The organism is Pontibacter sp. HSC-14F20, assembly GCF_019599265.1.
In the GTDB taxonomy this organism is placed as follows: domain Bacteria; phylum Bacteroidota; class Bacteroidia; order Cytophagales; family Hymenobacteraceae; genus Pontibacter.
In genome coordinates, this window is the sequence record NZ_JAHZTC010000001.1 from 445,695 (window position 1) to 459,479 (window position 13,785).

Here is a 13,785-nt window from a genome sequence, read left to right on the forward strand (position 1 = left end):
AAGCCTAATTTTACGCCATTATGTCTCTACAATTGTCCGTTACGCCTCATCAGCTTCAGTTCAAATTCGATGCCCGTACCTCGCGCGGTGCTATGCGCACGCACCAGGTCTATTACTTGCAACTTCGGGATACGGATAATCAGCAGATAACAGGTATAGGGGAGTGTGCGCCGCTTCCAGGCCTGAGCATCGACGCTCGCCCTGATCTGGAAGCGAAACTCAGGCAGTTGAAAAATGAAGTGAATGAGAAGCTTATTACACCAGACGAAGTGCTGCAATTGCTAAAGTCTGATGATCTGCGCGAGTGGCCAGCCATCCGGTTTGCACTTGAAACGGCGCTGCTGGACCTGCAGCGGGGGGGGCGGAAAATCCTTTTTGAAAACGACTTCAGTCAGGGGAAGGCAGGTATACCCATCAATGGCTTGATTTGGATTGGAGATAAAGACTTTATGCAGGAGCAGATCAGAAAAAAACTGTCTGAGGGCTATACCTGTCTGAAACTCAAAATAGGCAGCCTGGATTTTGCCACAGAGCTTGATATACTGCATCAGATCCGGGAAGTAGCCGGGCCGGAAGAGCTGACCATCCGGGTGGATGCCAACGGTGCCTTCGCACCTGAAGAAGCTTTCCGGAAGTTGGAACGCCTGGCCAGGTATAGCCTGCACTCCATTGAACAACCCATCCGGCAAGGACAACCCGAGCAGATGCAGCAGCTTTGTGCCTATACGCCTATACCTATTGCTTTGGACGAAGAACTGATCGGCGTGCAGGAAGCGACACGGCAGTTGGACTTGTTAGATTTTATAAAGCCGCAGTACATCATCCTGAAACCCACATTGGTAGGAGGACTTCAAGCGAGTGCTGACTGGATTAAGCTGGCAGAGCAACGCAACATTGGCTGGTGGATGACTTCGGCGCTGGAATCGAACATCGGGCTAAACGCGATCAGCCAGTTCACGGCTAATTATAACATTCACATGCCGCAGGGGCTCGGCACAGGACAGCTTTACCACAACAACATCGCCTCTCCGTTGCAAATTAACAAGGGCTGGTTATGGTATAACGAAGTCATCTGGGGAAAATTGCCCGAACAGGCATAAGCTATACCTACCTATACCTGCACACCTACCCAAAACAGAAAAGGCCTGCAAAACTTGCAGGCCTTTTCTGATATAGGAATCATTTCAATTATTACATACCCGGACGACCACGATGCATTCCAGGACCACGCTGCATGTTCTCCTCAGGCGCCGGAGCTCCTTTAAAGCTGCGGATGTTGTAGGAGAAAGTCAGCATGAAGAAGCGCTGCAATACGGTCGACTGCACGTCTTCCACATAAGATTCTGTGACGTTACGGCGAATGCTCACGTTCTGGTTCATCAGGTCATTCACGCTCAAGCTGATCTCACCTTGCTTGTCTTTGAAGATCTTCTTGCCCAGGCTCATATTCCAAAGCAGGAAGCTGTTGTCCACGCCGGCAGATAGGCCAGAGTTATACTGGTGGTTCAGCTCCGTGCGGTATACCAGGTCTTTCCAAAGGATCCAGTTGTAGCGCACGCTCGTGTTCTGGTTGAAGAAATTGTTGTTCTGTGTGGTGCGCAGTGTGTTATTCACGATGTTGTAGCTGGAGAAAGTAGACACTGTAAAGTCTATCTTCTCACTGATATTGCTGCTGATGTTGAAGCCGGCACCCAGGTTGGTGTTGTTAGCGTAGTTCACCTCTCCGTCAATCTTTCCTGGTATTCTGGAATATCCCACCGAACCGTTTACGTTAAAGTTCGAGCTGATGAAGTTAAGCGGCTGTCCGTAGTTGAAGAATGAGCGCACGTTGTAGTAACCATCCATGTTCTCAGGTCGGCTCAGGCGGGCACCCGGACGGAACTCATATCCTTCGGCTATACCTTCCGGTGCACTGGTTGTGTACACACTGTTGGCGACGTAGTTATTGGTCATTGTACCGAACATACCGATAAAAAACACGCGGTTAGTTTCGGCATTAAAGTTACGGTAGCGTACGTTAACGCGAGTTTGATAATCCTGATCCAGATCGGCGTTACCAATGCGTGCCTGCAATGGGTTCGAGATATCGAGCACTTCCTGCAGCTGCTCCACAGACGGCGCGTTGGTGTTGGTTCTCAGGTTGAGGGTCAGGTTCTGGGACTGTGAAAATTTGAACTCATACTCTGCAGACGGCAGGAAGTTACTGAATTTTCGCTTCAAAGGATTCAGGGCAACCGGAAACTGGGTTTCTGATTCGAGTACAGCATACTCGTAACGGGCGTTCACCTGCAATCTGGCCTTGTCGTTACGGAACTGGTAGCTTGGACCCACACTCTGTGACAGGTAATCACTCTTGAATGTGCTGCTCAATGGCATGTTGAAGTTAACGTACTCACCGGCAGTTTCTACATAGTCGTAAGTTCTGCGATCCGAGTCACGCATCTGGTTGCCGATACTGTACTCTAACTGCAGGCGAGATTGCTCACCCAGGCGTTGTGAGTAGTTGGTGCTACCTGACCAGCTGAAGTTTTTGCGATCCAGGCGTATGTACTGATCTCGTAGTACGTTGTTGTCAGGGTTCTCAAAGTTCTGTGTTTGCTCGTACTGAAAACCATCACCGTCTACGTTGTTAATGCTTGTGTTGAAGTTGGTCGTTAAAATGCGGCCAGAGTCACCAAAACGCTTGGAGTACAGGATGTTGTTGTTGAAGTTGAATGAGGTGTTATCTGAGCTGGAGCGGTTCAAAGATTCTGACAGTGTACCGTTCAGATCAAAGGTACGGGCATTTCTGCCAGTGAAGTTGTCATCGTTCTGCACGCGCAGGCTTGGCGTTACGAGTAGGCGATTGTTGGCGTTGATGTTATACTGCAGGCGCATATTCAGGCGATGCCCGTCCTCGCGGTCTCTGTTGTTAGAATCTTCCGTGTACTGCAATCCTGCTTCGTCTGATACGAAGTCACGGAAACGGTACTGGTCGTTAACAATGTCGCGGTTGGTGTAGTTGTAGTTGGCGCTCACATCCATCTTCTTACCCCACTTGTCCTGGTAGTTAATACCGAAGTTGTTGGTGTTGATGATGCCAACCGGGGAGCCACCGCCCCAGCCGCCTCTGCGACCGCGCATGCCACCACCCGGCGTTTCACCGATTGAGAAGTCGAACATGTTGATGTTGTTCGTCAGTCCTGTTATTGTGATGCGGCGGTCGTTGTTAAAGTAGTTGATAGCTGCACCAGCCATGTAACGGTCGTCGGTTCCATAACCTGCTGATATCTTGCCGGTATAGCCCTGGCGACGGTCTTTGCGGGTAATAAAGTTGATGGTCTTCAGTCTGTTACCATCCTCGAAGCCGCTGAAAGCAGCCTGATCGCTTTGTGCGTCAAAGATCTGCACGTTCTCGATCATGTCGGATGAGATGTTGCGCATAGCAGAAGTTACGTCCTCGCCGGTGAAGCGTTTGCCGTCAATCATTACCTGGCGCACTTCCTCGCCTTGTGCCTGAATGCGGCCGTCCTGTACCTGTACGCCTGGCATTTTGGTTACCAGATCCTCGGCACTGGCATCCGGGGCTGTTTTAAAAGCCTTGGCATTAAACTGCGAAGTGTCACCCTTTTGCTCACCGAGCGGTGCACGCCCGATAATCTGTACTTCACCCAAACGGGTGTTTTGCTCCTGCATGCTTAACACACCCAGGTTCATGGGCGTCTGTGCCACCTGCACGGGTCGTGTCAGCATGTCGAAACCCAGAAATCGAACCTCCAGGGTATAATTTCCAGAAGGAACACGTTCAAAACGGAAAGCGCCCTGGCCATCCGTCATAGTTGTTAGAATCGCTTCGCTGGTAGCCCGTTTCATGACCACGCTGGCACCCGGCAGACCGCTTTTGTCTGTAGCGCTCTGCACTGTGCCGGTTACAGCCTGTGCGTATACCTGTGAAAAGCTGATCAGCATGATCAGCAGAGAGAATAACTTTCTCATTCTTAATGTTGTGTAGTAGTAGTGGGAATTTGTGTATTGCTTTAACGGGGTAATGCTTTTGTCAGGAGCCCGCAGTAAATTGCCTGTAAGCCCTTTTCTTCAACCCTTAGAGCTTGTGAGAGCAGCAAAGGTTTAACCATCCGGTAAAAATATTTTCAAGGAATTGTCCGATAGGTATAGGATAGGATTGTGCGATGGCAAAACAACCAAAAAGGCTGATCGGTATACGTTCAGCCTCCATTTTGGGAAATAAAATCACAGTGTAGCGCTTCTCAATTTAATTTTGTGCCGGGAATCCGGTTTTGCAGGTATAGGCTTACAGATATTTCTCCTGAAGCAGTTGTTTAACCTTGTCCATACCTGTACTGGCCTTCTCTTCAAACAGGTGCAGGTTGGGACGCGGACGCATATACGGCAGGTTCGGGTCCACCACCAAGATCGGTGCTTCATCGGGTACCAGATCTACGAGCCCGGCAGCAGGGTATACGACCAGGGAGGTACCCACCACCAGAAAGATGTCAGCACCAAGTGTTTCCACCATCGCCTGCTCCATCAGGGGCACAGGCTCTCCAAACCAAACAATGTTCGGGCGCAACTGAGATCCACGCTCGCATTTATCACCTAAATTCAACTGCCAGCCTTCTATCGGATAAATTAGTTTGGGATCGAGGGAACTGCGGCTCTCGAAGAGTTTTCCGTGCAGGTGGATCACATCGGTAGAGCCAGCACGTTCATGCAGGTCGTCCACGTTTTGCGTAATGATCTTCACGTCAAAGTCCTGCTCGAGCTCAGCCAGAACCTGATGCCCTGCATTCGGTAGCACGCTGTGGGCATTTTTACGGCGCTGGTTGTAAAAGTCCAGCACAAGTTCAGGGTTTTTGCGCCATCCCTGCGGAGAGGCGACCTCCATTACATCATGCCCTTCCCAAAGTCCGTTCGCATCACGAAATGTGGCTATACCGCTTTCTGCGCTTATTCCTGCTCCTGTGAGCACAACAAGTTTTTTCTTCGTCATCTGGTGTTGAAATGGTTTGTTCTTTTTACTGCCTGTGTTCAGACTTGGTTTAATCCGTTACCCGCCACAGAACGAAGCCTATACCTATACCTTTACCTATACCTGCGGGTATACCATAAAGAAGCCGCTCGGGTAGGAGCGGCTTCTTTAAAATTATTTCTTTTTTGGAGCGGCTGCTTTTTTTGCTGCCGGTTTCTTGGCTGCTGGCTTTTTGGCAGCGGCCTTTTTTGTAGCTGGCTTCTTCTCGGCTGTGGCGGTCTCCGCCTTTTTCTTGAATCCGCCACGGCCTTTCTTTTCCGGGGTTTGTTCTGCCAGATCCAGACATTCCTGCAGGGTTAACTCAGCAGGTTCCTTGCCTTTCGGGATCTTCACATTTTTCTTTCCGACCACGATGTAGGGGCCATACCTGCCGTTGAGCACCTGCACCTCGGCATTCTCCGGGAATGATTTGATCAGTTTCTCAGCATCAGCCTTGCGTTTGGCCTCAATCAGTGCGATCGCCTCTTCAGCCGTTACCATCATCGGGTCCAGCGTTTTGGGCAAGGAGTAAAACTTGCTGGCATGGCTGATGTAAGGACCAAACCGACCGATGGCTGCTTTCATTTCCTTCTCCTCATACATCCCTACAATCCGTGGCAATTTAAACAGGTCCAGTGCATCTTCCAGTGACAGGCTTTCAATGAACTGGCCTTTGCGCAAACTGGCGTATACGGGCTTCTCACCAGTATCCGGATTTTCCTCTCCCAACTGCACATAAGGACCGAAACGACCTAATTTGGCCAGTATTTTTTGACCGGAAACAGGATCTATACCTACTTCACGCGCACCGGAAACGTCGGCCCGGTTGATGTTCTCACTGTTTTCGATGCGTTTGTGGAATTTCTCGTAGAAATTTTCCAGCATCTGTTCCCATTCCTGCTGACCGTGTGCGATCTCGTCAAATTCGGCTTCTACACGGGCCGTGAAAGAGTAGTCGATCACATTTGGGAAGTGCTCTACCAGGAAATCATTCACCACCATGGCCGTGTCAGTTGGGAAGAGCTTGCTCTTTTCCGCACCTGTTATCTCGGTTTTGGTCTGGGCTGTAACCTGGTCGTTTTTCAGGGTCAGTACGTTAAATTTACGTTCTTTTCCTTCGCGGCTGTCTTTCTCCACATAACCTCGTTTCTGAATAGTAGAGATAGTAGGAGCGTAAGTCGATGGTCGGCCGATGCCCATTTCTTCCAGTTTCTTCACCAGGCTGGCTTCCGTATACCTTGGGGCAGGGCGGGAGTAGCGTTGTGTAGCCTGCATCTGGCGCAAGCCAAGTACCTGACCTATACTCAACGGGGGCAACATACCTTTCACGTCTTCATCGGCTCCCTCTTCATCATCCTTCGATTCGATGTATACCTTCAAGAAGCCCTCAAACTTGATCACTTCGCCGGTGGCCACCAGTTTTTCCGGCTGTGTCGAAATATCAATGGTAGCAGTTGTTTTCTCAATTTCTGCATCTGCCATCTGAGAGGCAATCGCGCGCTTCCAGATCAGCTCGTACAGGCGCTGCTCGTTGCGGTCGCTACTGGCAGTCAGTTGAGAGAAGTCGGTTGGGCGAATGGCCTCGTGCGCTTCCTGTGCTCCTGATGACTTCGTTTTGAAGCGGCGGGTTTTCACAAACTTCTCCCCGAAAGAGTTTATGATTGCATTAGATGCCCCTTGAATTGCTTCGTCTGACAGGTTCAGGGAGTCGGTACGCATGTAAGATATCTTACCGGCTTCGTACAGGCGTTGCGCAACAGTCATGGTCTGAGCTACCGAGAAGTAGAGCTTGCGGCTGGCCTCCTGTTGCAGGGTAGAGGTCGTAAAAGGAGGAGCAGGGCTGCGCTTGAGCGGTTTGGTTTCAAGGTTCCCAATCGTATAGGTCGCTCCGATACAACGCTGCAGGAAAGCCTGGGCCTCTTCCTCGGTCTTGAACTTTGCAGGCAGTTCAGCCTCCAGGGTTTTGCCCTGTACATCAAACTGTGCTGTGATCCGGAAACTCGGCTCTGCGTTGAATTTCTCAATCTCGCGCTCACGCTCCACCACCAGACGCACAGCTACTGACTGCACACGGCCGGCGGACAAACCTGTTTTTATTTTTTTCCAGAGTACCGGCGAAAGCTCAAAGCCTACCAAACGGTCCAGCACACGGCGGGCCTGCTGCGCGTTCACCAGGTCCATGTCAATACCACGGGGAGAACTGATGGCATTCAGGATCGCATTTTTTGTGATCTCCCGGAAAACAATACGACGAGTTTTGGCTATATTCAGATCCAGGGCTTCGGTCAGGTGCCACGAAATGGCTTCTCCTTCGCGGTCATCGTCCGATGCGAGCCAAACTGTTTCGGCTTCCTTAGCAAGTTTTTTCAGTTGGGATACTACTTCCTTTTTGTCGCTCGATATCACGTAAGTCGGTTTGAACTTATTTTTGATATCGATGGCGTTGTTGTCTTTAGGCAGGTCCCGCACATGGCCGAAACTCGATTTCACCACAAAATCTTTTCCCAGGTATCCTTCAATCGTTTTGGCCTTGGCCGGTGACTCGACTATGACTAAATTTTTTATCATCCTTTATATTTAGGGGCGATTCGTTTGAATTTTGCCCAAAGTTCAAATTTTTTTTCAAACATATACAACCTGAAATTGATAACATAGGTTTAACATGCCATCATAGTTCTTGTGAACAGGCTGTTTTTTGTAGCTTAACTATCTATACGGACCACTTTTATATTTATATGCAACGATTGTTAGTCATTTGCCGCCACGCAGAGTCAAATGATCCTTTTCCGCTCCAACCTGATTTTGAGCGGGAACTTACAAAAAATGGGCAACATCAGGCGCGGCTCACCGGGCAATGGCTCCGCGATTCGTTTCAGAAAGTCGATAAAATACTGAGTAGTCCGGCCCCCCGAGCCGGGCTGACGGCAAGAATATTGGCTGAGAAGCTATACTTTGATAAAGAACAGATCGAGTACGAACCCGATTTTTATAATGCCCGGGAAAGTCTGCTGGTTAATGTTCTGAGCAATTTGCCTGATTGTATACAGCGTGTATTGCTGGTGGGGCACAATCCAGGTATAACCAGTCTGGTCCGCACCCTCACAGAACAACACGTCGGCTACCTCGAACCCGCCGGTGCATATGCCATCAGGCTGGATCTTGACACCTGGCAGGATCTGCATATCAAAACTGGAAAGCTCGAATCAGAGTTTACACAGCCCTAAGGCCATAAACGGCCCAGTTACCATTATTTCTCGATTTTTTTTGATAGCTTTAGAGACTATTATTTTTTCACACCTATACCTGATCATCAAGAAGCTGGATGAAAACCAAAATTGTAGCCGTTATTAACCAAAAAGGCGGTACAGGCAAAACGACCACCACCATCAACCTGGGCAGTGCATTGAGCAAATTGGGGCATAAAGTCCTGTTGGTTGATCTCGATCCTCAAAGCAATTTATCCTACAGTCTCGCCGTCTCATCCCCAGACAATACGCTGGCCGAAGCTTTTTTAGGAACGCGCTCTATAAAAGAAATTCTGGTCGAAAGAGATGGCCTTTGGGTGGCTCCGGGCTCCAACGAATTGGTGGATGTAGAGATATCGCTGGTGTCGCAGCCTGACCGGGAGCAGTTTCTGAAAACTATGCTTGCTCAGGTCAAAGGCTTTGACTATGTGTTGATTGACTGTCCGCCCTCACTTTCGGTGCTTACCCTCAATGCGCTGACAGCGGCCCATGAAGTGCTTATACCGCTGCAAATGGAGGTGCTTACCCTGCAGGGCCTGGACCAAATCATGCAAACAATCGCCAAAGTAAAAAAAGCCTTTAATCCGAAACTTAAAATAAAAGGAATCGTAGTGGTCATGTTTGACGTGCGCCGCAAACTGAGTCAGGAAGTGCTCGCCTACCTGCAGGAGAATGTGAAGGAAAAGATTTTCGACAGCCAGATCCGACTGAATGTGAAGTTGGCCGAAGCACCCTCTTTTGGAAAGAGCGTACTCGATTATGACGGCTCCTCTAACGGAGCAAAAGATTACGCAGCGCTTGCTGCCGAGTTCTGTCAGGTATAGCGCGTATTTGCATAAAATCGCTATTTTTGAGTAAATTGCATTAACATACCCTTTGTACTGTTCAGCCAGTCAGCTTATACCTGATGCTGACGAAGGGCCGAGCAGATGACAAACCCCATACAACCCTAAACATATGGCCTTAGGTAAAAATTTGAAGCTGAGCAAAGACAAGCTCATTAGTGATGTAGAAACCAGCCAATCTGAAAAGACGACTCCCACCCGCGCAAAAGCGAAACAGCAGCTGCCTGCTGCCACTACAGTGGTGGAGGAGAAACAGGAAAAGCCGCCAATGAAACAGGATAGTGCTACTGCTGCCACCCCGGCCGCAAAGGCGGATACCCCTGACGCTGCTGCCAGAAATGATGCCGGCACCAGCACCAGCTCGCTTGCTGTTAAAGGTATGCCGAATGGTAAGCAAAGCCGCAAACAGGTATTGCCATCCAGTCCTGAATACATTAGCGAACAACTTAATAAGGTGCTTTACGCGCTCGACGCCTTTAAGAAAGGGGACATTTCGGTTCGCCTGACAAAACAGAACGACGACATTTTTGCCGAGATCGCCGAAGCCTATAATTCGATGGTGGAAATGATCGGTGGTGTGGGTGGCGAGGTGTCTCGTATTTCGAAGGTGGCGGGAGTAGAAGGTAATCTTAAGGCCCGTGCCTCGGCCGAGAATGCTTCCGGATTCTGGAAGGACATGATCAACAACATCAACGGTCTAGTGGACTCCATTGCGGTTCCGGTACTTGAAGTGGGTAAAGTACTGAAGAACATTTCGCGTGGTAACCTGGACGAAACGTTCCAGATCCCTGTGTCAGGTGACTTCAAGGTCATGGCCGAAACGATCAACCGTACGATCGATAACCTGAACCTGTTTGCGGGTGAGGTAACCCGTGTGGCCCTCGAAGTGGGTACCGAGGGTAAACTGGGTGGCCAGGCATCGGTGCCAAACGTAGCCGGTGTATGGAAAGACCTGACTGACAATGTAAACACGATGGCCAGTAACCTGACCTCGCAGGTACGTGACATTTCGAGTGTGGCGACTGCGGTGGCGAAAGGTAACCTGGCCCAGAAAATATCTGTGGATGTACGTGGTGAGTTTGCCCAGCTGAAGGACAATATGAACCAGATGGTGGACTCCCTCAATATCTTCGCGGACGAGGTAACTCGCGTGGCACGTGAAGTGGGAACGGAAGGTCGCCTTGGCGGACAAGCTAAAGTACCGAACGTGGGTGGTGTTTGGAAAGACCTCACTGACAACGTGAATACCATGGCCAGCAACTTGACCTCTCAGATGCGTGACATCGCGAACGTGTCTACTGCAGTTGCGAAAGGCGACCTGACCCAGAAGATCACGGTGAATGTGCGCGGTGAGATGGCTGAACTGAAAGACATCATCAACCAGATGGTGGACTCGCTCAACATCTTTGCCGGTGAGGTAACCAGAGTGGCCCGCGAAGTGGGAACAGAAGGTAAACTGGGCGGACAGGCGACAGTGCCGAACGTGGAGGGAACCTGGAAAGAACTGACTGATAACGTAAACCTGATGGCCGGTAACCTGACTCTTCAGGTTCGTGACATTGCTGAGGTAGCAACCGCCGTAGCGAAAGGTGACCTGACCCAAAAGGTGTCTGTAGACGTGAAAGGGGAGCTAGGTGACCTGAAAGACATCCTGAATGAAATGGTGGACCGACTGAATGTGTTTGGAGCGGAAGTAACCCGTGTGGCACGTGAGGTTGGTACAGAGGGTATACTGGGTGGCCAAGCCAACGTGCCAAACGTGGCCGGCATCTGGAAAGAACTGACTGATAACGTAAACTACATGGCTTCTAACCTGACGCTCCAGGTACGCGACATTGCTAATGTAGCGACGGCGGTAGCGAAAGGCGACCTGAGCCAAAAGATCACGGTGAACGTGAAAGGCGAATTGGCCGATCTGAAGGAGAACCTGAACCAAATGGTGGACTCCCTCAATATCTTTGCTGACGAAGTAACCAGAGTGGCGCGCGAAGTAGGTACGGAAGGTCGTCTCGGTGGACAAGCATCGGTACCAAATGTGGGTGGTGTTTGGAAGGACCTCACCGATAACGTGAACACCATGGCTAGCAACCTGACGCTGCAGGTTCGTGACATTGCCAATGTTGCCACGGCGGTGGCCAAGGGTGATCTGACGCAGAAAGTATCTGTGGATGTGAAAGGCGAGCTGAATGAGCTGAAGGAAAACATGAACCGCATGGTGGACTCGCTCAACATCTTCGCCGGTGAGGTAACCCGTGTGGCGCTTGAGGTAGGTACTGATGGTAAATTGGGTGGCCAGGCTAACGTGCCGAATGTGGCAGGTGTTTGGAAAGACTTAACAGATAATGTAAATACGATGGCCTCTAACCTGACAACGCAGGTACGAGGTATAGCAAAAGTAGCCACTGCAGTAGCGAAAGGTGACTTGAGTCAGAAGATCACAGTGGAGGCGAGAGGAGAGATTCTTGATCTGAAGGAGAACCTGAACCAAATGGTGGACTCCCTCAACATCTTCGGTGATGAAGTAACCCGTGTGGCACGTGAAGTAGGTACAGAAGGTAAACTGGGTGGACAGGCGAATGTGCCAAACGTAGCCGGTACCTGGAAGGACCTGACCGATAATGTGAACTACATGGCTTCCAACCTGACTTCTCAGGTTCGTGACATTGCCAAGGTAGCGACGGCGGTAGCGAAAGGTGACCTAAGCCAGAAAATTACAGTGGAAGCCCGCGGTGAGATTTTGGATCTGAAGGAGAACCTCAACCAAATGGTGGATTCCCTCAACATCTTTGCTGATGAAGTAACGAGAGTGGCAAGAGAGGTGGGAACGGAAGGCCGCTTGGGTGGTCAGGCGAACGTACCAAAAGTACGCGGTACCTGGAAAGAGTTGACTGACAACGTAAACACCATGGCTTCCAACCTGACGCTTCAGGTTCGTGATATTGCGAAAGTTGCCACGGCGGTGGCCAAGGGTGATCTGACGCAGAAAGTGTCTGTGGATGTGAAAGGCGAGCTGGGTGAGTTGAAGGAAAACATCAACCGCATGGTGGACTCGCTCAACATCTTCGCCGGTGAGGTAACCCGTGTGGCGCTTGAGGTAGGTACAGAAGGTAAACTGGGCGGACAAGCAAATGTGCCAAATGTTGGTGGTACCTGGAAAGACTTAACAGATAATGTAAATACGATGGCCTCTAACCTGACAACACAGGTGCGAGGTATAGTACGCGTAGTAACCGCAGTATCAAAAGGTGACCTGACACAGAAACTGACCCTCGAGGCAAGAGGTGAAGTGGCAGAACTCGCCGATACGATCAATACCATGGTGGTAGACCTGAACCGATTAGCGGGTGAGGTTAGCCGTGTGGCGAGAGTAGCGGGTGTGGAAGGAAAACTGACCGAACGTGCCACACTGGCAGGCGTAGGTGGCAGTTGGAAAGAACTGGTTGATACGCTAAATGACCTGCTGGAGTCCATTGTAACGCCAGTGCTGGAAGTGTCCCGCGTTGTTCGTGCAATTTCTGAAGGTGACTTGACTCAGAAAGTAGAGGCCCACACAGCTGGTGACATTCTAGATATGGCCAATGCCCTGAATCTGGCGGTTGACAACCTGAATGCCCTACTAGGTGAAATAAATGACTCTTCACTGGTTGTGGGAAGCTCTTCAGAAGAAATGGCGGACAAAGGCCTTGAGATGAACCGCGTAACGCTGGACGTAGCACTTGCTATGCAGCAAATGGCGGAAGGTGCCCAGAATCAGGCCCTTAAGACAGACCAGGCTTTCAAATTGATTGAGGAAATCATGAAAACCACGAAAGACACGGCTAACCGTGCGGAAGTGGTGAACAAGTCGGCCTTGCTTGGTGAGGAAACTTCCCAGCTTGGTTTGAAGACAGTGGCAGAAGTGGTGAAAAACATGGAAGAAATCTCCAGCTCAGCTTCACTCACCTCCAAAACGATCGAAGTACTGAGTGCCCGCTCGCAGGAAATCTCCAAATCACTTGGTGTGATCACTGACATTGCAGCACAGACTAACTTGCTTGCCCTGAATGCTGCCATTGAGGCGGCTCGTGCAGGAGAGGCAGGCCGTGGCTTCGCAGTAGTTGCCGAAGAGATTCGTAAACTGGCCGAAGGTTCACGCAAGTCAGCGAGTGAAATTGCGACGCTGGTGGATGATGTGAAAAAAGATACCGCCTCTGCTGCCATGGCGATCTCGACCATGGAAGGCCGTGTATTGAAAGGGAAGAATGCAACGTTTGAAGCTTCCGGCGCCTTTAAGAACATTGCTGCTTCGAGTGGTGAAACGCTTCGTACTGCACAGGACATCCTGACGGCGACTGAGGTACAGAAGTCATCGATTGGCGACGTAGTGAAGTACGTGGAAGAAGTGGTAGCCATTGCGGAACAAACAGCCTCAGGTACTCAGCAGGTAGCGAGCACAGCCAAGCAACTGTCTACCTCCATGCAGGAACTTACTTCCTCTTCTCAGAACCTGAATGACATTGCTGCTGATCTGCAAATCAGTATTTCAGCCTTCAAGCTGGTGGATGGTAATCTGGTGTTTAACCACAGCCCTAAGAATCGTCGCCTGGCTTCCATGCCTTCCAAGCCGAAGCAGAAGCAATTGGCAGGAAATGCTCGACTGAGCTCCGTTAGCTCCAGAAATAAAAACAGCGAGGACAGCAGTAATTAA

7 protein-coding genes are annotated in these 13,785 nt (G+C 50.3%); 4 read left to right on the top strand and 3 right to left on the bottom strand.

Annotated elements, in window-relative coordinates:
• Positions 1 to 20: 20 nt before the first annotated feature.
• Entirely contained in the window at positions 21 to 1,100 is a 1,080-nt protein-coding gene (gene menC, locus K3G39_RS02030; protein ID WP_220624486.1) for an o-succinylbenzoate synthase, read from the top strand.
• A 91-nt stretch (positions 1,101 to 1,191) separates the two neighbouring features.
• Here the strand turns inward: menC and K3G39_RS02035 are convergent, their stop codons facing one another.
• The 3 genes from K3G39_RS02035 to topA all read right to left on the bottom strand — a co-directional run bounded on the left by K3G39_RS02035 (position 1,192) and on the right by topA (position 7,576).
• On the bottom strand, positions 1,192 to 3,975 hold the full coding sequence (locus tag K3G39_RS02035) for an outer membrane beta-barrel protein (protein WP_255593753.1): 2,784 nt from the start codon (positions 3,973 to 3,975) through the stop codon (positions 1,192 to 1,194).
• A 316-nt stretch (positions 3,976 to 4,291) separates the two neighbouring features.
• Entirely contained in the window at positions 4,292 to 4,990 is a 699-nt protein-coding gene (locus tag K3G39_RS02040) for an NAD-dependent deacylase (RefSeq protein WP_220624487.1), read from the bottom strand.
• A gap of 153 nt (positions 4,991 to 5,143) precedes the next feature.
• The gene (gene topA / locus K3G39_RS02045) at positions 5,144 to 7,576 is read right to left on the bottom strand and encodes a type I DNA topoisomerase (protein ID WP_220624488.1); all 2,433 of its coding nucleotides are present in this window, start codon (positions 7,574 to 7,576) and stop codon (positions 5,144 to 5,146) included.
• 167 nt (positions 7,577 to 7,743) lie between these two features.
• Between topA and K3G39_RS02050 the strand changes: the two genes are divergently transcribed.
• The 3 genes from K3G39_RS02050 to K3G39_RS02060 all read left to right on the top strand — a co-directional run bounded on the left by K3G39_RS02050 (position 7,744) and on the right by K3G39_RS02060 (position 13,785).
• Positions 7,744 to 8,232: a histidine phosphatase family protein gene (locus tag K3G39_RS02050; protein WP_220624489.1), complete on the top strand. Its 489-nt coding sequence runs from the start codon at positions 7,744 to 7,746 to the stop codon at positions 8,230 to 8,232.
• A gap of 98 nt (positions 8,233 to 8,330) precedes the next feature.
• Positions 8,331 to 9,077, top strand: coding sequence for a ParA family protein (locus tag K3G39_RS02055; protein WP_220624490.1), 747 nt, complete (start codon positions 8,331 to 8,333; stop codon positions 9,075 to 9,077).
• A gap of 133 nt (positions 9,078 to 9,210) precedes the next feature.
• Positions 9,211 to 13,785: a HAMP domain-containing protein gene (locus K3G39_RS02060; RefSeq protein ID WP_220624491.1), complete on the top strand. Its 4,575-nt coding sequence runs from the start codon at positions 9,211 to 9,213 to the stop codon at positions 13,783 to 13,785.